This window comes from Enterococcus sp. 4G2_DIV0659, from assembly GCF_002140715.2.
In the GTDB taxonomy this organism is placed as follows: Bacteria; Bacillota; Bacilli; order Lactobacillales; family Enterococcaceae; genus Enterococcus_L; species Enterococcus_L mansonii.
In genome coordinates this window covers 1,965,371-1,988,663 of the sequence record NZ_NGLE02000001.1, presented here as the reverse complement: position 1 = coordinate 1,988,663, position 23,293 = coordinate 1,965,371, and the positions used below count along the sequence as shown (strand labels likewise).

The 23,293-nt window shown below is 35.2% G+C and carries 22 protein-coding genes; 4 read left to right on the top strand and 18 right to left on the bottom strand.

The features are described from left to right. Position 1 precedes the first annotated feature (1 nt). From A5880_RS09155 to A5880_RS09135, 5 genes are all read right to left on the bottom strand, one after another. Positions 2–406, bottom strand: coding sequence for a PTS sugar transporter subunit IIA (locus A5880_RS09155; protein ID WP_086330665.1), 405 nt, complete (start codon positions 404–406; stop codon positions 2–4). A gap of 16 nt (positions 407–422) precedes the next feature. Continuing rightward, positions 423–1,232 carry a PTS system mannose/fructose/sorbose family transporter subunit IID gene (locus A5880_RS09150; protein WP_086330664.1) on the bottom strand — a complete coding sequence of 270 codons (810 nt, stop codon included), beginning with the start codon at positions 1,230–1,232 and terminating at the stop codon, positions 423–425. Next, positions 1,219–2,103, bottom strand: coding sequence for a PTS mannose/fructose/sorbose/N-acetylgalactosamine transporter subunit IIC (locus A5880_RS09145; RefSeq protein ID WP_086330663.1), 885 nt, complete (start codon positions 2,101–2,103; stop codon positions 1,219–1,221). The genes A5880_RS09150 and A5880_RS09145 overlap by 14 nt, the downstream gene beginning before the upstream one ends. 129 nt (positions 2,104–2,232) lie before the next feature. Further along, complete coding sequence (locus A5880_RS09140; protein WP_086330662.1) at positions 2,233–2,709, bottom strand: PTS sugar transporter subunit IIB; 477 nt, start codon at positions 2,707–2,709, stop codon at positions 2,233–2,235. A gap of 19 nt (positions 2,710–2,728) precedes the next feature. Continuing rightward, positions 2,729–4,501, bottom strand: coding sequence for a glycoside hydrolase family 35 protein (locus A5880_RS09135; RefSeq protein WP_086330661.1), 1,773 nt, complete (start codon positions 4,499–4,501; stop codon positions 2,729–2,731). A 178-nt stretch (positions 4,502–4,679) separates the two neighbouring features. On the opposite strand from A5880_RS09135, the gene A5880_RS09130 reads away from it, so the two are divergent. The 4 genes from A5880_RS09130 to A5880_RS09115 all read left to right on the top strand — a co-directional run bounded on the left by A5880_RS09130 (position 4,680) and on the right by A5880_RS09115 (position 7,757). Continuing rightward, positions 4,680–5,387, top strand: coding sequence for a GntR family transcriptional regulator (locus A5880_RS09130; protein ID WP_086330660.1), 708 nt, complete (start codon positions 4,680–4,682; stop codon positions 5,385–5,387). A gap of 119 nt (positions 5,388–5,506) precedes the next feature. After that, positions 5,507–6,445 carry a 1-phosphofructokinase family hexose kinase gene (locus A5880_RS09125; RefSeq protein ID WP_086330659.1) on the top strand — a complete coding sequence of 313 codons (939 nt, stop codon included), beginning with the start codon at positions 5,507–5,509 and terminating at the stop codon, positions 6,443–6,445. A gap of 82 nt (positions 6,446–6,527) precedes the next feature. Continuing rightward, entirely contained in the window at positions 6,528–6,821 is a 294-nt protein-coding gene (locus tag A5880_RS09120) for a hypothetical protein (protein ID WP_086330658.1), read from the top strand. Positions 6,822–6,833: 12 nt separating this feature from the next. Then, a complete protein-coding gene (locus tag A5880_RS09115; protein ID WP_086330657.1) occupies positions 6,834–7,757 on the top strand; it encodes a LacI family DNA-binding transcriptional regulator in 924 nt (307 codons plus the stop codon). A 100-nt stretch (positions 7,758–7,857) separates the two neighbouring features. Here A5880_RS09115 and A5880_RS09110 read toward each other — a convergent pair whose 3' ends face one another. The 13 genes from A5880_RS09110 to A5880_RS09050 all read right to left on the bottom strand — a co-directional run bounded on the left by A5880_RS09110 (position 7,858) and on the right by A5880_RS09050 (position 23,046). Then, entirely contained in the window at positions 7,858–8,592 is a 735-nt protein-coding gene (locus A5880_RS09110; protein ID WP_086330656.1) for a hypothetical protein, read from the bottom strand. A 10-nt stretch (positions 8,593–8,602) separates the two neighbouring features. After that, positions 8,603–9,544, bottom strand: a complete 942-nt coding sequence (locus A5880_RS09105) for a DUF5067 domain-containing protein (protein ID WP_086330655.1) — start codon at positions 9,542–9,544, stop codon at positions 8,603–8,605. Further along, entirely contained in the window at positions 9,537–12,161 is a 2,625-nt protein-coding gene (locus A5880_RS09100; protein WP_086330654.1) for a YfhO family protein, read from the bottom strand. The genes A5880_RS09105 and A5880_RS09100 overlap by 8 nt, the downstream gene beginning before the upstream one ends. A 27-nt stretch (positions 12,162–12,188) precedes the next feature. Next, the gene (gene lepB, locus A5880_RS09095; RefSeq protein ID WP_086330653.1) at positions 12,189–12,878 is read right to left on the bottom strand and encodes a signal peptidase I; all 690 of its coding nucleotides are present in this window, start codon (positions 12,876–12,878) and stop codon (positions 12,189–12,191) included. Between the two features lie 16 nt (positions 12,879–12,894). Further along, complete coding sequence (gene lepB, locus A5880_RS09090) at positions 12,895–13,515, bottom strand: signal peptidase I (protein ID WP_086330652.1); 621 nt, start codon at positions 13,513–13,515, stop codon at positions 12,895–12,897. A 20-nt stretch (positions 13,516–13,535) separates the two neighbouring features. Then, a complete protein-coding gene (locus A5880_RS09085) occupies positions 13,536–14,204 on the bottom strand; it encodes a hypothetical protein (protein ID WP_086330651.1) in 669 nt (222 codons plus the stop codon). A gap of 21 nt (positions 14,205–14,225) precedes the next feature. Continuing rightward, a complete protein-coding gene (locus A5880_RS09080) occupies positions 14,226–15,272 on the bottom strand; it encodes a WxLIP family cell surface protein (protein WP_086330650.1) in 1,047 nt (348 codons plus the stop codon). Between the two features lie 95 nt (positions 15,273–15,367). Further along, positions 15,368–16,126 carry a WxL domain-containing protein gene (locus tag A5880_RS09075; protein WP_086330649.1) on the bottom strand — a complete coding sequence of 253 codons (759 nt, stop codon included), beginning with the start codon at positions 16,124–16,126 and terminating at the stop codon, positions 15,368–15,370. Between the two features lie 32 nt (positions 16,127–16,158). Further along, positions 16,159–16,965, bottom strand: coding sequence for a WxL domain-containing protein (locus tag A5880_RS09070; RefSeq protein ID WP_086330648.1), 807 nt, complete (start codon positions 16,963–16,965; stop codon positions 16,159–16,161). A 3-nt stretch (positions 16,966–16,968) separates the two neighbouring features. Next, a complete protein-coding gene (locus A5880_RS09065) occupies positions 16,969–17,292 on the bottom strand; it encodes an LPXTG cell wall anchor domain-containing protein (protein WP_086330647.1) in 324 nt (107 codons plus the stop codon). A 16-nt stretch (positions 17,293–17,308) separates the two neighbouring features. Beyond that, the gene (locus A5880_RS09060; protein ID WP_218776220.1) at positions 17,309–20,851 is read right to left on the bottom strand and encodes a MucBP domain-containing protein; all 3,543 of its coding nucleotides are present in this window, start codon (positions 20,849–20,851) and stop codon (positions 17,309–17,311) included. 71 nt (positions 20,852–20,922) lie between these two features. Then, positions 20,923–21,624, bottom strand: a complete 702-nt coding sequence (locus A5880_RS09055; RefSeq protein ID WP_086330645.1) for a DNA-binding response regulator — start codon at positions 21,622–21,624, stop codon at positions 20,923–20,925. Positions 21,625–21,927: 303 nt separating this feature from the next. Further along, positions 21,928–23,046 (bottom strand): tyrosine-type recombinase/integrase, encoded by a 1,119-nt coding sequence (locus A5880_RS09050; protein WP_086330644.1) that lies wholly within the window; start codon positions 23,044–23,046, stop codon positions 21,928–21,930. Positions 23,047–23,293: the final 247 nt, after the last annotated feature.

Sequence of the window (23,293 nt, the reverse complement as noted above, 5' to 3'; positions counted from 1 at the left end):
TCTATTCATCTTCTTCATCAAATGCAGCTGCTTTTAGCAATTCATTGACATTGACGGTACTTTCCTTTGCCTCTGTCACAAAGTCCCCCTGACTACCTAACAAATTGGCATTGACAAAACTGATAACCATCGGCAAATTCATTCCTGCATATAATTCAAATGACTCTCCACTCATTAACTTTTTGGATAAGATATTACAAGGTGTCCCACCTAACAAATCCGAAAATACAATAAAATGATCCAATGAGTCCGTGATTTCTTCAAATTTCGCTAAAAATTCTTTCTCCCCTTCTTCAGCTAGTAGGGGAACTGTATAAATATTGTCTTGAGGACCCATAATCATCTCTGCACTCTTTTTTAATTCTGTACAGAAATTGCCGTGACTGACTAGTAATAAATGATTCAATTGCCCTTCCTCCTAACTATTTTGAAATCACACCTAAAGCAGATAAGACAACGGAAACAATCAATACGATAAAGATTGCACGAGTTGAGGTGATATTTTTCTTTCCAAGTAGCCAATACACTGCTCCAACAATCGCTGCTGGTAATAAACGAGGCATGATCATATCTGCATTATTTTGAACATTAATCGTTAAATCACCAATTGAAGGCGCCCAAGCAAAATGCACATTAATCATCGTAGCAACTAGTGCACCAACCATAAAAACACCCATTAATGTTGCCGCATTGGTCATCGCCGTCAAGCGACTTTGCATCGTCGTTACTAAAGAAATTCCTTCTTTATAAGCAAACTCTAATTGCTTCCATCTGAAAACCATAATCGCAATTTGAGCAGCCATCCAAATAAACGCACCAATTGGATTCCCATTAACAGCCATATTTGCAGCTAATGCGCCAAAAATAGTTGGTACAAGGGCTCCGAAAATCGAATCACCAATCGCTGCAAAAGGACCCATTAACCCAACTTTAATCCCTGCAACAGACTCTTTGGCTGAAATCCCTTCTTTTTCTTCAATGGCCAAATCAATTCCTGTAACAATCGTATTTAAAAAATTACTTGTGTTAAAAAATTGAGCATGCGTCCGCATCATTTCTTTTAGTTCCGGCGTATCATCACCATACATTTTTCTTAATTGAGGTAAAATCGTATATAAGTAACCTGAGCCTTGCATTCTTTCGTAGTTCCAACCTAATTGGAAAGTGAACAAGCTTCTTTTATTGATTTGATTAAAGTCTTTCTTCGTTAATTTATAATTAGATTTCGTCATCTTCAATCTCTCCTTCACTTGACTCTACTGAATGATCACTTACAACAGGATGTGCAATGGATCTTTTATACTCATTCAATGCTAAAGCAAAGCCAATCAATGCAATCGCAAGCATTGGTAAGTTTGTAAATAATGGCTTAAAGTCTTTTGCTACTCCTGCAACTGCTCCGCCTAACAATTGAATATTGCCGAATACAGTTGTTAAAAGAGCTGTGATAACAAATCCTAAAATTAAATAAGCTAAGTGTTTTTTGACTGGTAAATATCTTAATAAAATTGCAAAACCGACAGCAGGTAAAACAGCTCCTGCAACTGATAATCCATCACCTAACCATTTTAAATCTGTATTCAAATAACCAACGACATTATCGACAAAACCACCACCAAAACTAAGAGCAAAAAAGACTGGTAACGCTCTAGAAAACGCCCAAGGAACAGCACCTAACAAGAAATTCCGTTCGATTCCTTTGTAATTCATCGCTTCAATATGACTGTCGATTCTATGAGCAAAAAATGTATTCGTAAAACGGCCAAGAATATCCATTTGAATCATCAAACTAGCTACCGGTACAGCAATCGCAGCAATTGCTTGTTCTGGATTCATTCCTAATCCGACAGAAAACGCTGTTGCTAAAACCGTTCCTGAATTGGCATCAATTCTGGAAGCGCCACCAAAAGTACCCACACCTAAAATCGTCAACTGCATACTTCCACCAATAATCAACCCTGCCGTTACATCTCCCATAACAATCCCAGCTACCAATCCAGCAAAAACGGGTTGACTAAACGCTGAATAAATCTGTAACTCATCCAAGATTTGATACCCTGCATAAAGTGTTAATAATAAGATCTGCCACCATTGAATTGCCATTACTATTCCTCCTAATTTAAAAGTGTAGTGGGCTCGTTTAGCTCTGACAGAAAAATAGAAAAAATTGATTGAGACGTTTTTTGGTCTCACTCCATTTTTATTTTTTTCCGAAGAGTCACCTCCGCCTACTTACTCCAACAAACTCATAAAATCTTCTGACCGATCACTTGGCACCATTTGAGAAACTAGTTTTACTCCTAATGTATTAATTTTTTTAAAGTCCTCAATATCGCTGTCAACCACATTGATTGATTTCGTCACTGCTTTTGACTGATCACTTTGGGACATATTTCCTACATTTATCTCTTTGATCGGCACACCTAATTCGATTAACCGTAATAAACGATCTGGTTTTCTAGCAATAATCAGCAATCTTTGTGAATCGTATTTTCCAGCTAAAATATTAGCTGCTGCTTTTTCGATCGGCAACACACTTAATTTTACTCCAGCTGGTGTTGCTAATTTTAATCCGCTTTTTTCAATTGCATTTTCAGATACTTCATCATCCACTACCATGATACGACTAATATCTAGTTTAGTAGTCCAAAGATTCGCTACCTGACCGTGGATTAGTCTCCCATCAATTCTTACTGCAATAATACTCATTTCCCTTCACTATCCTTTCTTACATCTTCTTGTATCTTGGTCGTTTTTCAAGTTTAATCTCAGAAGCCCACTCTCCTTCCGTTTCAAAGATAACGATTTCATTTACGCCTTTATTTAAAAGAGACGCCGGTACATATAATGAAAGTGTGGGGCCTACATTCCAAAATCTGCCTAAATTAAATCCATTAATAAGTACAACACCTTTTCCAAATGCATGTAAATCAATAAAGGTATCCCCTAGCTCTTCAACTACCAACTCATAACGATAAAATGCTGGTGTTCCTTCTAGCCACTCTCTTTGGTAATCAATATGGTTGATTTTTGAAAAGTCTATACTATATTGATCCCATCCGTAAAGAAAATGCAAATCTGACATAACCCCACTGCGAATCCCTTTATGTTGCGTATCAGCTAATAGTTTATGTCCATAATTCACACGTCCCATATTTTCGACTAAAACAGTCACCTGGTTGTCTTCCTTCACAGGCGTACCAAATATCTTGTCTCCGATTTCTTCTTGATACTGTGTCGCAAGCTTTTGTTCATTTAAGAAGAAATGAATACGGTCACTCCCATCAATTACTCGATAAAATTGTTCCGTTAAATTCTTAGTCACGGTTGTCTGATACAGTTGATAACCATAATTTTGCTGGAGTGCTTCCATTGTCATTGGATATTTACTCCAGCGATGATGCGCAATCAAGTCAAGAACAGAAAACAAACTGACTTTTTCTTTTAATGAAACACTTGTGGGTTCCAGTGTCTTTTTTCGGAGGGGTTCTAGTTGTTTGATTTCTGGAAATAGTTCGTGCACTTTTCGTTGGACTGAGAAAAATTTTTCAGTAGGATTTCCTTGCTCATCTAATAACGCATCATAATCATACGAAGTTATTTGAGGTAAATCTTTCCGTCCTCTTGCCGAACAACCATTCATGAAGCCAAAATTCGTTCCTCCATGAAACATATACAAGTTGATACTCCCTATTTTCAACGCTTCTCCTACTTCTTCAGCTAATTCTTCTGGGTCACGTCTGATAATTTCTTCGTTCCAGCGATTAAACCAGCCATCCCAAAATTCCATACACATCAACGGCCATTTTTTTCCATGTGCCTCATGAAAGCTGCTTAAACGCTCAAAATTTTCTTTTGATTTTGACCCAAAATTGCCAGTAGCCAGAACATTTTTTTCCATAAGTGTTCCAGCCGTTTGTGCTTCCTCCCAAGCACCATCGGAGGTAAACAAGGGGACAGTGATGTTGTGTTTATGCATCAACTCATACAAAGCAAGAAGGTACTCCTTGTCTTCTCCATATGAGCCGTACTCGTTTTCTAGTTGCATCATAATTACCGGGCCACTCCGATTAATTTGCATCGGCGCAATAATTTTAAATAATACCTCATAATAATTTGTTACTTTTTCAATAAATAAAGGATCTGAAGAACGAATGCGCATCTTATGATCCGTTAATAACCACGCCGGCAGACCGCCAAATTCCCACTCTGCACAAATATACGGCGAAGGACGCAAAATAACAAATAATCCTAATTCTTCTGCTAGTTGCACAAATTTAGCTATATCTTGTCCACCTGAAAACTGAAACTCGCCTTCTTTTGGCTCATGTATATTCCAAGGGATATACGTTTCAACCGTATTAAATCCTAAAGCTTTTAAATTATACAATGAATGATACCACTCATCTGGCGCGATTCTAAAATAGTGAATAGCCCCCGACATAATCTTGAAAGGCTCACCATTTAGCAGAAATTCCTCTTTTACCTCAAAAGTATTCATTCTTTAACTCCCCTTTAAAAGCGCTTTCACTTAGTATATGAACATACTAACTTGCTCCTCTAATATTTGTCAACAAATAGCTCTTATGAAACTTAATTTTCTATCCACAACAAAAAATCGTGGCTATTTTTTTTGCTTTGACTTACTATGTAAGCAAGAGAACAATGGAGGAGATATTATGAAAATTCCAAAATACCAACAAATAAAAAACGATCTACTGAACAAAATCAAATCTGGGGAATTTGAACATGGCGATCGTTTTTATAGTGAAAATGAACTAGTTAGACTGTATAATGCCAGCTCAATTACCGTTATTAGAGCGATCCAAGAACTAGCTGCTGAAGGCTATCTTGTACGTTATCAAGGAAAAGGCACTTATGTATCACGCTCACGAAAAAGAAAACTTGTTGAATTTACAGACATCGAAATATTTGCAGGAAAAACAGAAACCGTTGAAGTGATTCATGTGTCAGAAGAAGCCGATCCTCGAATACTAGACGAATTAAATCTAAGCAGCAAACAAACCTATCGAAAAATTATACGCATTCGAAAAGTAGATGACATTGCCTACATTTTACATTTTACTTATGTTCCAATTCAGTTTATAAAAAATGATCAGCAAGAGCTAAGCTATTACGACTCAATTTATGAGCGATTTAAAACAGAACATGGCATTCATATGTACGACGAGTACGCAACGGAGACAAATGAAATTTTATTCCCCACACCTACTGATATAGCAGACCTCTTAGCCATATCTGAAAATGAACCTGTCGTTTTCCAACGAAAAAAAACAACCTTGCAAGATGGAACGGTTGCAGAATATGCGGAGAGTTTCAAAAAATGGAATTATTATAAAATAGAATTTTCAACTTTCCATCAATAGCATATTATGATTGCATTACTATTTTTTTATTAGTAAAATGAAATCGCTTCATTCCTCTTAATTCCTACCAGATTATTTTTGAAACAATTATTTGACTACTGAATAAGGAGAGTATTTATATGATCCATTTAATTTGTCCAAACCCTGCAATTGATCGAACCGTTTTACTAGAAAATTTCACTTCTGAACATCCGAATCGACCTTACGAAGTCAGAGAATTTGCGGGTGGAAAAAGTTTCAACGTCGCATACGCTATAGATTTTGAAGATAGCACTGTCCCTTATTGCATACATACCATTTTAGGCGGGAGGAATGGCGATTATCTAAAAGAACTTGCGGCTAAAAGAAACATCGAATTAAAAATAACTACTGCTGATATCAATACTCGCTTTTGCAACATTATTGTAGATACTAACAATAAAAAAATCTATCCTATTTATGAAAACAGTTTTGTTTTACAGTCAGAATTATTATCTGCTTTTACAGAACAACTATTAAGCGCTATTCATCCCAACGATACCGTTGTATTTTCAGGCTCATTGATGAAAGGAATGCCTGATGATTACATCTATCAACTGCAAAAACAAGTACAAGGAGAAAATATTCGCTTCTTTATTGATACTAGCGGAAAAGCCTTAGCTGAAGCATATAAAGGCAGTCCAGATGTGATCAAAATCAATGATGAAGAGTTAGGTGATTTAGTCCAAAATCGTACCTTTAATGACATAGAAGATTATGTTGATTTTCTTAAATCCGAAACGGCAGCGCCTATCCCATATTTTATCATCACGTTAGGAGAGAAAGGAGTAATTGCAAAATTACATACACAAATTTACCATCTTTTGGTTCCGCCAGTACACGCAAAAAATCCAATTGCCTGTGGTGATTTCTTTTTAGGTACTTTAGTAAAACACCTGACGCTTGGACATTTAGACGATCTTGAAGCATTGAAAAAAGCAATCAGCTATTCAACAGCCAACGTGTTGAACTGGTTTCCTGAGATGAAGCAAATCGATATCAATCAAATCGAAGAAAATATTATCCTCAAACAATTCTAATTGAAAATAAAAAAATGCTCCCTCTTGACCTGATACGCGTTTCATACTTTATAGTTAATCAAAAGACAGGGGGAATCAAGTTATGAATAGTATGCTTGAATTAACAGATGGTTTAGGATTAGATTATTACTTCGTTTGTTTATCTGCCGACAAAGAAACACTAATCATTCACAGTTTGAATAACTATTGCAAACCGATTGATAAAACAGTAGAATTGGCTCACATAACAGAACTGACAATTCAATCAAAAGACGAACTTAATTACGTTTGTTTTGATTATGAAAATGAGCATTATCATTTTATTGATTACGGTAATCATGTACTATCTTTTTTAAAAGCTATTTTACAACCATTCTACATCAGTCATTCTGTATGAAAGGAGTCAATCATGGCCAATATTCGTGATATTGCCAAGTTATCAGGTTATTCCGTCTCCACAGTATCTCGCGTACTGAATAATCACCCATACGTATCCGAAGAAAAGCGGCAAAAAATCCTAGAAATCATACATGAATTAGACTATATTCCAAACGCAAAAGCTCGGGATTTAAGTAGCGGCACATCCAAACATATTGCCGTTATGATTCCTTATGCTAACCATCCTTATACTGACAAAATCGTCAGCGGCATCTTACAGGCCGCCTTTTTGGATCGCTATAAAGTCACTTTGCTACCAACCAATTATGATCCTGAAGTGGAACAACAATACCTAAATGACTTAGCTGCTAAAGCTTGGGATGGGATGATCATCACCTCAAAAAAAATTTCATTTGACGTTATTGCTAACTATTTGAAGTATGCCCCTATCGTCTGCTGTGAGGATACGGGTGTATTCCCAATTTCGTGTGTATCGATTGATCGAAAAAAATCCTATTATGATCTGTTTAAACGTCTAAAACAGCACGGACATAACAACATCGGATTAATCATTGGTCGAACAGAAAAATACAGTGCCAGCACTCAAGTTGTATTGGAAGCGTATAGAAAAGTCACTGGCTTGACTGATCCAACGTTGATTTTTAGGGATTGTCGAACATATGCGGATGGCATCGAGGCGGGAGAGTATTTTTCACAGTTTAAAAATCTTGATGCTTTGGTTACAAATGGAGATGATGTGGCAGCTGGCGTTTTGCAGAAACTTTCATTAGATAGAACTCTCGTTATTGGCGCAGAAAATCTTTTGTCTAGCCAACTGCTAAAGTTTTCTACCGTGGATCATCATTTGGATTTATGCGGTAAGAAAGCTTTTGGGTTATTATTTACCGAGTCTATCAAACGTGTGGAGATTCCTTATACATTTATTCAACACTAAAAAATTGCAGTTGATTGAACTCATTATTTTAACAAATATACTTTACAATTAAATGATCCAGCAGAAAAATGGAATGAATCATTTTTCTGCTGGATCATTATTAGTAACGGTAGTCAGTTGTTCCTAAGAAAATATTCATCGGTATAGCATCTCCATCAAATTGGACTAACAAATATTTACTGAATGTTCGTTCTTGCGCGCCTTCTTCTCTGCTATCATATAATTTAATTGTTTGGCCAGCGATTGCCTCCTTATTTCCATTTAGTTTCTTTTCAAACAGTTCAAATACCTTATCTGAATCTGGAAGTTCCATCATTTTAATCACTTGCTTTATGAAAGAATCGAAATCATTCCCTTGGTATTTTTTATCCTTTATAACTGTTCGAATTTCAACTTCTTGGTTGGCTAACTTCACTTTTTGAAGATCTGCCATATAATTATATTCCACAACCGTCTTTATACGCGTAACTATGTTCTTCTGTTGATCTTCAAAAAGCGTATTTCCTGCAAAAAGCAGACTCTCTCCTTTGGCTTTAAGTTCGAAAAAATTAGTGATGTTTTTATTCTCTCCACTAAATTCCTTTGTTATTATGGCATTACTTTGTGCAATTAGCGGTGTAAATTCTATTTGATACTTGTCCTCCATGATTTTATTGATTTCACTCAATTCTACAGGATAGTTAGATGTGCCAAAATTTCTATTACGATCTGCCCACCATGTAAAAGCAGCATCTTCTTTGGGTAAATCGACCGTTGCTGTTGATTTTTCTTTGGAACATCCCACTAGTAGAAAAGCGATTCCCAAAAGTAAAGTGAGCTTTAAATATTTCTCCATCCATTTCCTCCTATTTGTTAACGTTTAATGTTAACGGCTGCTTGTTCTTAAATTCAACGTCATCAAACTTAATTGAAACATCTTCTCCACTATTTTCATTCAGTCCATAAACAGCTACTGATTCTATTGCTTCATCTTTTTTGATTTGCTTAGAATTATTTTGAGATAGATAATCTAAAGTATTATCAGATAACACAGGTTTCTCTTGCCTCGCTAGCTCTTTATCCCCTTGATAAACCTTTACATATTTATCCCACTTTTCAACTGGACTCGTTAACGACTCTTCTTTATTTGTAAATAAATATCTCACTGCCATTAGCTTTTCTCCCTGCAGCTCTTTTACAACATACGTACTGATTTGCAAAGAAAAGTCTTTATTTTGAATACGATTATTCAATTCTTCAGAAGATTCTTCGGTTACTTCATTTGTGACTTTTTCTTCTAGACTTTTCACAGAGTTATCAAAGGTTGTTTTTCTCTTATCATATGAATTGTCCATCGGGCTGTAAAAGAAAATACTAACAATAGAGTTTTCAGTGGACAGATAGTAGACATCCAGCCAGGCTTCTTTTTCTTCATATCTAGCTGCAATAGTGTAATTGATTACTAGGTTTCCTTTTGCAACTAATTTATTAGCTTTTGCTCCTGTTAGTACATAATACTTTTCTAAATAATCTCTTGCATACTTCGCTAACTCTTGCTCGTTTAGTTTTTCTTTTTTCTCGGAAATGATATACATACCAGAATTACTTTTTGTGTCCTTGGAACTAAGGATCGCTGATTTATTAATAGCTGTCTCTTGACTGTCTTTTTTCCAATTTGATGGTAACTGAATTGTGTAGTCACTGCCGTTTGAGGAAAATTTACTTACTTTCTTTTCTAAGGAATCTGCTTGACAACCAACAAGAAAAAGCACGCTTAACAGACTTAATAACACAAATTTTCTACGCATTCGTTATCGTCTCCTTATCACTTAGTTGTCCTCTTTTTTTATAGTACCAATAAGAATAAAGAATAAAGAGAACGATACAGCTGATAAATAACATTGTTCCTATCACAAATCCTTGTGGTAAAAATACCAATTCCAACGTATGCTGTCCTTTTGGAATATCAACAGATAAAAATGCATCTTTGAAGGGTTTAACTTCTACTTTTTCTCCATCAATAAATGCTGACCAGCCTTTATCATAAGGTATTGTTGTCAGTAGAACTTTAGCTTCTTCAGAATCAATGTTAGCCGTTGCTCGTCTACCGTCGATTTGGAAATCCACACCCTGTTCTTTGATTTTTTCCACGTCTTCAGCAAATTTTTTCGTATCTAAAAAAACGGCGTCTGGTCTGAAAATTTCAATTGTCTGATTCCCGCCAGTAAAGCTACATTCAACTTCAAGCGTTGTTGTATTTTTGTGATAACCTAAATCATGGTATTGACCTGTATTGACAAATGAGCTGTTGCCTCCACTTTCTTTACCATTGATTTTCACCGAAACATTGGTTTTTCCTTCTCTGAATAAATCAGTTGGCACGATACTAAGGTATCCTTGATTGCCAGCCGGAACAGTAATCAAAAATTTCAACGTTCTTGTATGCCCTAGTTCCGTTTCTCCTAATTCAATCGTTTCACCCGTTTCAGTGATCGTAACGTCTTTTGAAGCAATAATTGGCGCATCACCAAAAGTGTAGATTTCCCCAGCAGTTCCGGAAAAATGATTAAATAACTCTGTTTGGTTTTTCACTGCCTCTTTTTCGTAAATTTCATCATCGGTCAAAATCCCCAATGGCAATGCATACTGATTTTCATAAAGAGTAAAATCGCCACTTTTTCCAACTTCTTCATAGCCAAATTTATTAAAAGAATCACTGCTTGATAGGTTATATTTCATTCCTATTAACGAATCTGCCAACAGCGTATTGTTTTTATAATCGACCAATAAATTTGTACCAAATGACCGATATCCTAATAGATTTATATATTGAGAGGAATGACGATTTCGAATAGATGAAAACATAGAGACCCCATGATAACCATATCTAAAGCTATCATTTTGAGAAGAACCATTTAAATTTTCCATTCTAAAAAACGACTCATTTTCTTCGGTTTGACTCACTAAGCGTTTAATATCTTCATAATTAGCATTATAGGATTCTTCGCTAAGATACGACCAATCATTTTTTATTCCAATAATCATTTGTTGTGCATTAAAAGCGGCTTCTAAAACCATAAACACAACGAGTATTGCTGTAGCGATCCGTTCCCACTTTGGCTTATAAGCTATGATCAACCAAATAAGTAAATAAGCACCTAATAACACTATCGTCAGGATCAAAGATTCGGTTGTGATCAGACCATATCGTTTTTTATTTGAGAAGAATATAAATACAAGAAACAGAAACATCAAGGATAAAATCACATTGATAATTCCGTTTATATCTTCCTTAGAAAAATGCTCCAGACTATAGCCAGCCAATAAAATGACCATAAACGATAACAGAAAACTGAATCTGAATAAAAACATATACGGTCCATGCATCCCGTGCCAAAATAGATTTAGCGCGTTAATGTAAAAACTTGCACATACAATCAGGATCAGGCTTCCGTAAATACATTTATCTTTCAGTGCAAATTTTTTGTTTACAAAATAATAAAGACTAAAGATCAGCGGAATTAACCCAATATAAATAAACGGCATACTTTTATATTTACTTGTATCATATACACCCACTAAATTTTTTGCGACCAAATCCCATGCCCCAATATCATTAGTGAAGAAACTACCGATACCACTAAGACTTTCACCATTCGTAGCTAAGTCGATAACTGTGGGTAAAATAACAATCATAGAAGCGCCGCCAGCTAAAAATGATGTTATCAAGTATTGCCATACTGTTTTTTTATAGGTGGACCAATTGGTTAAGGATCGGGCAAAGAAGTATAGAAAGGAAAATACACCCACCATAAATGCCATATAAAAATTAGAAACAAACAACATTAGATAACTTATGAATAGTAGCGTTGGTTTTCTTTTATCCATCAACCGATGAATACCTAAAACAACTAAAGGAAGATAAACAAACGTATCCAACCACATGATCACCTCAGAATAAGCAACAGCATAAGACATCAATGTATAGCTAACACTAAGAGCTACCACGATCCAACGATTTATTTTGAATGTATGATGTGCAAAAATCCAAAAAGATACACCGATGGTACCAAATTTTATCAAGGTCAAATAATATAAGGTATCTGTCATATTGCTATTATCAAAAAAAGCAACTAAAGGTGTGAAGATACCGTTTAAATAATATGCCGATAATGCCCAGTAATTTAAACCTAAAGAACCAGACCATGTATAGAATATGCTCTGTTTTCCATCTAGAACATGTTTAAAACTTGAATGAAAATTAGCATATTGAGAAAATCCATCTGATGCTAATATTGACGTAGTACTTCCTGGGTAGATGCCTATATTGTAATAAGCAATACACATCGCCGCTACTGGAATACTGAAGCTTAACAATACAAAAAAGAAATGTTGCTTCCCGAATTCTTTTATCTTCCTAATCATATTTTATAACGACTCTCTTTCTTTCGATTATTTTGGAACCCCCATCTTATGGAATGGAAAATATCTAAATACAAAAGTTCCTTCTATTTGTTCATCTTTCACTAAGCCAAAGTTCCTGCTATCATTTGAATTGTTTCGATTGTCTCCTTGAACAAAGTAATAGCCTTTTGGAATTTTCTTATATCGCGCCAATTCACTAGCCGCTTCATTGGAAACTGTCATTTTTATCATACCGTCAGACATATTTTCAATTTTTTTGGGAATTTCAACAGATTGTTGAGTACTGTCTTTGTACGCTAAAAATAAGTTATTGCCATCTATCCATATGTAATCTCCTGGCATGCCGATCACCCTTTTAATATAAGAAGAAGATTTATCTTCCTTAGGCTGGAATGTCACAATTTCATACCGTTGTATTTTTTTCGTCTTCTTCAATAGGACATAATCTTTATTATGAAATGTCGGCTCCATGGATACACCATCTACTTTATGTGCCAAAAATTTCATTTGAACTATGATAAAAAAGATAAAAACTAGCAATAAAACAACTGAATTTCTATCGCGCAAGAAGTTCCATAAACTTCGTTTCTTATTTTCTACTTTAGATGTTCTCTTTCTTTTTTTCTTACTATGTTTGTTTGTTCCTTTAGAAAGAGGGGTACTTTTTTTGTATTTCCTCTTTGATCGCATTTTTACTTCATTTTTTTTACTCATCATCCGACTTCCTCTATGCCTAAAACTGCTTCATAGCATGAAAAGGGAATATCCTGGCTTTTACAACACCTATGATATCCTTTTCGTCAATAAAGCCATATGTTCTACTATCTTTAGAATATTCTCGATTATCGCCTAAAACAAAATACTTATTGGGTGGTACAACATCTGTTTTAAGTAAATCATACAGATTAAAATTTTCTGTTATTGGCTCTTCCGATTCCGTTCTAACTTTTTTTGTTAAAAATCGTTCTGCTTTTAATTCATTATCTATATACAATTTATCTTCTCGGTAGACAACTTCTTCATTTGGTAAACCCACTACCCGGCGTGTGCTCACTTCGTTATTTGCATCTTTTATGTAAACTAAATCAAATCTTTTTATTTTTGCTAATTTGTAGACGAATAAACGATCTTGATCATTCAGCGTTGGAACCATGGAATAGCCATTAAATGTAATGAGTTGAAAAATATAAAGATTGATCAGAACTGATAAAAACAAGAAAATCAACAGTGTCAAACCAATCTCATATAAAATAGTGCTCTTTTTACTTATGGATTTTTTATTTGCCTTTAAAGCAGCCTTTTTTCGATTTTTTTTTGGAGTTCTGTTCTTTCTTTTCCCTTGTTGTTTGTTCATAAGATTCCCTCAGCTTTTTTCTACTGTTTTTTCTTTAAAGCAGCTTCATTAATCTTAAATTCTTTAAATATTTCTTTTTGATTCGTTTGTAACTTTTCGATATCTTGCATATAGCCTTGGTAAACTTCATTTTCCTGCAAAGATTCAACCGTTTGCTCGTTTAGATTTTTTCCGAGTTGTTTCATGCTATTAAAATATCTATTTAACAATAGTTGCTTTTCTTCTTTTAGCGTGACCGATGCTCTAACAAATCCGTAACTAACCATTTTACCTGAAAGGTTACGAACATTTTTAATTGATTTTTGTGGATTCTCATTTTTATTGATATGTTCAACTTGGCTCGCTAATTCAGTCAACATATAGTAACTTTGAACAATTGATTCTGATTCTTCACCATTTAATTTATTTTGTTGATAATATCGTGAATAAAAAGCCCCCATCGAAGTTCCGCCCGCCATCAATAAACATAGACACATCCAAACGATTTGCTTTTTAAATTTTCTTTGTATATTTTTTTGTGTTCTAAAAAATTGTTTCCGTTTTTTCTTATTCTTAGGTGGTCTTTTCTTTCTAAGCTTGCCTAACCTCTTTTTATTTTTTAACGAGCTAAATAGCAATACTAGACCTAACAAAGTAAAGAGAAATGCACTAGATAAAAGGACCACAAATGACCAATCTAACGTCCCCATTATTTATCATCTCCTTCTCTGCTATTTTTTCTTCTTTTTATTTCTGCTTTTTTTCTTACTCTTTCTTTTCAGACTCATTCGAACAATCATGAATATAACAGCTACTAAAGCGATAACACCGCCTACAATCGTAGCAATGATTTTCCAATTGATTCCTTGCTCTTGTACTAAGCTAATATCTTCATCGTTGTATTTATCTGCTTCTTCGTCTGTAATCGTAAACTCTTCTTCCCATTCCCATTTCTTATCCTTTGTACTTGCCAGAATGTGTGCCTTATAATTTCCTGGCACCATCTTTTCACCGTTCATTGATACAGGAAAGTTCACCATACTATTTGGGGCAACGCGCATATTGGCCTTTTTGGTATCGTATAATACAGCATCAGAACCTTGTTTCATGATTTGAACATCCATTGTTAATTCTTCTAAGTACACTGCCTCAGTATTGGAAAAATTGACAAAAACACTGTTACGATAATTATTTAATCCTGCCCCTACACTATTTAAATGAAGTTCTGGAGCAAGAACAGTATCTGTCTCACTGAGCAACATACCAATCACATAAGCATATTCATTGATAACACCTTTTTGTTTCGCTCGCTCTTTTTCATCAACCTCACTTTTTAGTTGAATCCCTCCAGAAACAACTCCATCAAAAGTGGCTTCTGGCATTGCGATATCTAATTTTAATGGCACTGTTGTTTTCGGTGGTAACGTAACTTTTTCAGGTGCTTTCACGATATCTTTGAAGTCATATTTTAACGATTTATCATTATCAATTTCAGTCGGTCCATATTCAATCACACCTGTACCGCTTGTTTTTGCACTGTTTAATGACACTATAGCGATTACTTCTTTCTCAGACTCATTTGTTAAATCAATCGTTACAGTTTGTTTCGCCCCTGGGTTCATCTTTAAATCAAAATAACCTACATCCTTACTTAGTTGATTTTCTGGCTGGTTCACTTTATATGTAAAACCTACACTTGCTTCCGCAGATAAATGAAAAGAAAACATTCCTGCTATGTATATTAATGCGATTAACCATATTCCTAGCTTTTTTTTCATCCTTACATTACCTCATTTCTTATTTTCAGAAGACAGGTCCACTAGCTTTACTCGCCAGTGAACCCTTCACTCTAATCATATAACTATTAATTTTTTTAGAATGTTTCCTCTAAATTCCATTGAACGACACCGTTGTAGTCACCAGCAATTACAGATGCATTCTGAGCTTTTGGAATGTCTAATGTTACTGATTTATTTGCATCAGCTTTCCCAGCAGTTTCGCCAAACATAACAGCGTGTTGACCATATCCTGCATTTTCACTACCTTTAACATTTTCAACAAATGATACTGGAGAAGTTGTTGTTACCTCTGCTTCTAGTGCTACACCCGTTGGTTGAACTGCATTTGTGTAGTCGTTGATCCAAATATTTTTGTATGTGATTGTTGCGCCTTTTAATTCTGTACCAGTTGTTGTTTGGAATTGTTGTGTTAATTTAGCGCTCAATTTGTGCTTTGCGCGATCAGCTTCTGCACGTTTGTCAGTATAAATAACAAAGTTTGACGTTTTCACGTTGTTCCCATTGTCATATAAATCTGCATCAAATTTTTCTTGTGAAGCTGACAATGTTGAGTGAGTTTTGAATTCTAATGGTGATACACTAATAATTCCGAATTCACCTGGATCTGTAACTGGTAATGTTGTGTTTGACGTGATTTCTGAACCAGTACCTGTAGAGCCACCTGAATCAGTTGAAGTACTATTGTCCGTTAACGTTGGGATACCTGATGATTCTGTAAATCCAATATGGCCTTTTCCATCCATAGTATCCGCTTTTGTTGTGTTTGGAATTGCTAGAGCTACTCCTGCAGCAGCTACTAAAGCTGCTCCGCATAGTTTGTGTGTTAATTTCATTCTTGTTTCCTCCTAATATTGTATGTTTTAATTTATGGTAGCTCGGATAAAATCCAAGTTATCACCGTAGTATAGTCTACTGCATCGATTTTTGTTGCAGCAGGGATATTTAACGTTATTGCATTATTTTGATATATTTGCTTATTTGCAAAATCAGAGTTGAGAATAGCCTCACCTTTTTGATTGACTCTTGGTATTAAGGTATTTTCTAAATGAAAGGGATTATTTTCCGATGCTCCAAATGAAATCGACCATGTTCCTGAGCCATTTCCTGACTTCGCATTTGCAAGTGTGTATGTTTCACCAATACTATTTACTTCAATTACTTCTTTTGACACTACAGGCCCTTGGGACAAATCAGTTGTTGCATTTGCCCACGATTTGTCGAACGAAAGGAAGGCTCCTTTGATCTCGTTGTTTGCAGTATTCATGTTCTGAAACTGCATTTCTTGCCGCATCTGTAATGACCATCCTAATGCTTTTGGACGTTCATCCGTTACTTGAATGAAATTTCCGCGAGCAGGCGTTTCATCAAGAAATAATTGAGCATTGACTGGTAAACTCATCCCTTTAGTAGAAATTTTGTTTGTCGAAAAATCTAATTGCGGAACAAAATCTATTCTTAAATCACCTGCTGTACTCGGACTTGGTCCAGGATCAACGATGATTTGAGGATATTCTGGGTCTTTGATCCCGACTTTTCCTCCGCTATCTTCAGTAAACTTGATATGACCTGGGCTATCTATACTTGTGTCAGCTAATACCTGTTGATCGTTCATCGAAAGACAAAGTAAGGTCGATATCACTAGAACAGTGACAATAAACATATTCTTTTTCATTGATTACTTTGCCTCCCTTCTCTTTTTCAGCAGAATAAAAATTCCACCTATGACAAGCACAATGCCTCCACTGATAGTCAAACTTTTTACAACTAGTTCACCTGTTGACGGGAGTTTCCCCACCGGTTTAGCTACTGAATCATCGCTATCACCTGATGTTTTTGGATAAGACGACTCAGTTGGCTCTGTGCTAGTTTCAGTGTAGAATGAAACTCTCCCATTGGTTTGAACTGAACCTCCATCAGCATAGACAATCCGATCACTACTTACACCTACAATCGCTATAACGAAGGTAGATAATAGTAGATATTTTATTTTATGCTTCATCGCTACTACCTCCTTGTTATTTCGCTTCTGTTAGTGTAAATTGAATGGTTCCATCATAATCATCGATCTCTCTATATTGTTTCTGGCTTAGTTTAAAAATAAATCCGTTCGATTTATTTTCCCATTCAGCTTTACTTACGTCATAATTCCCATTTTCGCTATGTTTGCTTGTAATAATATCCAACGGACTGTCTGAGGTAACCGCTGACAGCTTATCTCCATCTCTGTAATAGAGAGAATCTTTCAAAATAAAGGTTGGTTTTTTCCTAGAATGCATATCCTCTGTCAATTTAACCGAGATTGTCCAATTGGATAGATTAGCGCGCGTATCCGTCACAGTTAAAGGCTTATCATACGCTGGTCGCTCAGATTCATATTCTCCTAGTTGCATAATCGTATGGTTGCTGCCAAATTCTAATAAACTAGGTGCTGAAGATAAGAACAATGTTCCATCAAATAGATAGGTTACCGACGCATCATCGTTTGGAACTTTATAAGCAGCATAATTATCTGGTCTTTCGTATAATCTATACGAGCTTTCTAGCTCAGCTAATTTTGTTTTAACTTCACTAAAATTATTTTCCAAATGAACTGTATCACCGATTTTAGCTTTTACCGTAACTTTACCCAGTTCTTCTTTAGGACTGATTTTTTCAAAGATAATCGTTAGATCGACATATTGTGTGTAATATAGTCGAACGGTATTTGATCCCACTTTGTACGTAATATTTTCAAGAGAGTCTGATCTTGAAGCATCAAACTTGTAACCAGATATTTCTTTAGGCGTAATTTCTGCTTTCGTGTCAAGGATACCTTTTAACACTTCGTCTGGTTGTCCTGCTATCTTTTGGTTTGTATCAGAACTCCAATATTCAATTGTTACCGAACCCGCTTTGTTATAGTATGCTCTGTAAGTAGCATCACCTGTAATAGTCGTAGGTATATTATCAGATTTAATCGAATCATAAATATAACCATCAAGTTCTTTCGGTGAGTAATTCAGAGCCGCGTCTTTTTTACCAGTAATTATCGTATTGGTTTCTGTGGAAATTTTACTGTTTGTCCCAGAATCCCAATATTCAATCGTTACCGTATAAACTTTGTAGTAGTACTGACGTACTGTTACATTTCCATCGGTAAAAGTAGTTGGTACTGTATCAGATCTAGCTGCGTCATACTCATAACCTGTTATTTGTTTTTGGGTATAGTTGACCGCCGAGCCACTTTCACCTTGTAATACTTCATCTGCTATACTAGTTATTTTGCTATTCGTATCACTGTTCCAATATTCAATTGTCACTTTACCTGTAGCTGTGTAGTATAAAGTTACTTCTAAGTGCGTTCCAAAAACTGCATTAACAGGCGTTTGTTCAACAAATGTATAGTTATCCCCTACAACTGCTTTGTCTAGCTGCTCCTCCGTTGGCGACTCACCAATTGTTCCTTCGATTGTTTTCTCCGAAATAATCGGTAGACCAGTCACTTTATTGATGTACTTCACTTTCATCGTACTTGTTTTCGTATTTTCCGAATAATACAGCTTTACCGTTTTATTCGTATTTCCGAATGTCACACTGCTTAACGGATCTGAATCTGAATTCACATACGTATAGCCTGAAATCTCAGTTGGTGTGATATTTGCCAAATCACCTATCGCTCCAGTTTTTTGAATATCCGCTTGAGTACTTGTTGCAATTTTTGCTCCATCTTTGATCCAGTGTTCAATAGTAATTGTGCTATCTGTCACTTTTGATTCAGCATAAATCTTATAGACGTTTTTACTCGAATCAAATTGAACAGTCAGTGAATCTGCATTCAGTGAACCTGATTGGGTGAAATCTAACTTGTTAAATTCCGTTTCCCCAAGACCTTGTTTCAAAGCGTTAAGTGCGTCTTGCTTTACTAGTTTCTTTTTCGTGGTATCAAGGTAATCTATTGAAGTAAGAATACTACTTTGTTTTGAATAACTTGTCCCACTGTAGGCATTGTAATTGTTGCTGACTACTGTATCTGCCAATGAGTAATTAGATGCTGATGTCTGACTTCCCGAACCGTTGTATTTATACAATTCGACAGCCGCATCAGTGATCGGCAAGAATAGCTTAGAGGTAGGACTAAAGTTTACTGACTCTTTGTCTGTACTAGCAGTAGCCGTTGTCGTTGCCTGAGCCATATCACCTTTTTTAGGATTGCTGTATTGAGCGGTGTCTACATTCATATTGAATATACCTTCACCATCTCCCAGCCCTTTAAATGCCAAATTTTTAGCATCTAATGAAACAAACTCGTTTTCAGTGGAATTATATTCCGTAAACTTGAACGCATTTGTTTTTAGATTAGCATTCCATGGGAGATACCCTACACCAGTATCAATCGCATCTTTTAACCTTGCTTCGGCTGTAGTATAGTTACTTTCATTAATACGAACCGCTGACCAGTCAGAATTTATTCCCTTGATAGTAGCTTCTTGTACATCTGTTATTCCGCCAATCACACCAGAACCGCCCATTCCAGGCACATGATACGCATTATAATATGCAGCTGCAATAAACGCGGGTACTTTTCCTGAGAATCCCGTATTATAAGCTTTTAAACTATCTTCATATTGTTTTAAGACTGCATATTGGCTTGTTCCACCAATATTCAATTGAAAATCACTTAGTACGATCATCACAGGTGTTGCATCTGAACGGACTTTACCTTCCCCTTCCTTTTTAACCAGATCGGTCACTGCTTTGATCACCCAAGGAATTGAGTCATTCTCATATTGAGGGTCCATTGTGTACATGTTTTGAATGGTCTGTAGGTATTGTTTATTGTCATCGATTTGAAAGAATCCTGAATCTTTTTGAATACCATTTCTAGGTATATACCCTGGAAGCAATTCTGAGTCGAAAGTATTATTATTAGCTTGATTATGTGCAATCAGACGAATACGAGCATCCGCGTTGGATTCTATCAACTTTTGGCTAAAGGCTTCAACCATTTTGCGACCATTGACCAGTGAACTCTCAGCAGTTGGTGCAACACTTTGTCTTTTCATAGAACCAGACCAGTCCAAGATAAACATTACATCAATTTTTTCTCCAGCTTCCAATCCCATATTAGAAATCTCATATTCCAAACTATATTTCCCAGAATCATCCGGATAATTATTTAGTGAAACATAACTAGCTTTGTTTTTCGTCCCAGCCAATTCCAGCCCCCGAACAGTTTGGATCAATTGTTCCCTTGATAAGTTTGCACTAACATCATCTGTAGTTGATACTGCACTACTGACTGTATATACCTTATCAAGTGCTGAAAGTGAGCCTTCGGACCAAGTAGCATTGTCTTTGTAGGGACGAGAGGAATCAGAACCTTTTGAAGATGTCAAAAGGTTCTTAACTGATTGGTTAGCTTCTGATAATGTTTCTGCAGTCCAAGTTGAATAGTTTGAGGTAGTAATATCAGCTGCTGCTTTTACTGGCTGAGTCATTGCTGATAATTCGTAGTTAATAAAACCAAAAATCAGACTGATACACATAAGAAGTGAAAACCCTACTTTAAAATATTTCATGTTAAACTTCCCTTTCATTTTTAATTTTCACCTCCTTTCAGTTTCGTTGTAATCTATCATTTAAAAAGGAGTTACTCACAAATCATGTACCCAACGGAGCGAACCGTTTTAATATGATTTGGGTTCAGTGAGTATTCTTCAAGCTTTTCACGAATATGAAAAACAACATTTGATACACGATATTTTTCATTTTTATATGGTTTTCCCCAAACTTTCTTATATAATTCCTCATAAGAAAATGCGATACCCGGATTGCTTAAAAGCAATTTGAATAATTTGTACTCTGTTCTAGTGAGCGGTACTTCTTCACCTAAAGAGATAACACTCAGATTTTTTTCATTTAACTCTGTTACTATTTCTTTTTGTTCTGTTGGCTTATTTTCTTCTGTTGGTTGTTTTATATATATTTTTTTCCTGCTCAATGCATTTTTTACGATCAGATGTAGTTCTTTTGGTGAGCATTCTGTGCTAATGTTTCCATCTGCACCGAGTTGCAAGTAAACAACTCGTTTCTTTTCATCCTGCTTTTTTGATACGATCCAAACAAACGACTCTGAATTCATTTTGATTTCAATAATAAATTGGCAAATCTCTGCTACTGCAGAATCAACGTTATCTGTGAAAATCAATATAGCGTCTTTTTTTTTTAGCTCTTTACACAAATTTTTTGTATCTATAGTAGAAGTTTTAAAAAGATTAAAGTCACCTTCTTCTATGTACTCGTTCAGTTTCGCTTCTGGAAGTCCAGTGTTGATTATCCCTATGTTATACATTTTCTCCTCCTATTGTTTTGACTTACCTACATGTAACAGACTGATTTTTACACTATTCACCTTTTGTCTAAATTACGATTCGAATATTTGGCTTTCAGCATTGAACGTTTTATAATGTTATTTATATTTAGAGATCTTAAAATCTGCCTCTTACTAGCAAAGACAATGTGAAGTTATATTTAATATTTTTCTTATTTCTAACACAAATAAGAAAAATTTATGTCAAACCTTATTTGATAATGTCTTAAAAATCCCGTGACCATTACGTTGACGGCTTATTTGTGTAAAAAATGAAATGCTCAGTTATTGAGCATTCATAAATAGATTATCAATCGTGGCTATTGCAGCTTGTCGGTTTTCTAATAGAGAGTCTGTATATGTATCTAAGGTTAATTTTGTCGAATGATGACCTAATATCTGACTTAAACTTGCGATATCAACTCCTTGTTCCAGACATCGAGTAGCGAATGTATGCCGCAAAGTATGGAAGCGAATTTCAGAAAGTCCCAGCTTATTGGTTATTTTTTTGAAACGGTAATTGATTGTTCGCGGCTCGGTCAAACCTCCATTACAAGAAATCACATATTCATTTGATGAAAATTTTTTCTTCTCTAATAAGTAATTTGATAGATTTGTAGCTAGTGGAATGATTCGCTCTGAGTTATTAGATTTGGGTGTTCCTGCTATAACTTCTGTCTTTTTTAATGTGGTATGCTCATTTGTAATTCGTGTAATTGTCCGTCTAACATGAATGATATTTTTTTCCAAATCAATATCCTCCCACTTCAGACCACTTATTTCTCCGATCCTCATACCAGAATATAATGCCAAAATAATGGGGGAACATTCTTTTTCCTGCAAAGCCAATAGCTCGATTTTTCTTTGATCTGATAATGAAAGAGCTGTGATCTTCTTCGTTGTTGTTTTAGGCAAAATGATATTCTTACAAGGATTTTCATATAAATAATTTTGTCTAACAGCTACATTTAGCGCATTCTTTAATATATTAAAAACATTTCTGATTGTTCCAGAAGCAAATTGTTGTTGCGCCAGTTGATAAACCAGTGTTTGAATATCCTCTTGCGTGATTGTTTGAAGTTTGATTGTTCCGATTATTGGTATTATATGGCGTTTGATTAGTCGAACATAGTTGGAATACGTTGTTGGTTTGATTGTGTATTTCATTGTTGACATCATCCAATTACCTATGAAATCCTCAACTGTTCCGCTGTAGCGGGACATAGTGTAATTACTTACGAGATATTTCGCTTTTATCACTGTTAGCTTTTCTTTCACTTCAGAATAATGTTTTCCATATATATAACCGTAAATAATTTTATTTTTTGGTGTACGTTCTTTTATGTATCGGCCTTCCCAACGACCATCTTTGCGTTTATAAATATTTTCTCCCTTTTTCACCATAGCTAATTTGTCCTCTCCTACAATTTTTTGACGATTTTTTTGACGGCTGAATAAAAAAATAATTCAAAATTAAAATTTTTACCAAATACATATAAATATATTTATGTCATTTATCTCAATTTTCTTGGACTTATTCAAAAAAAATGAAAATAAAATTCTATTGACTTTAAAACGTGCCTCAGTTAACATGAATTTACACTTATTTCACAAAATAAATAAGATTTTTTTATACAAAAAGATTTATTTT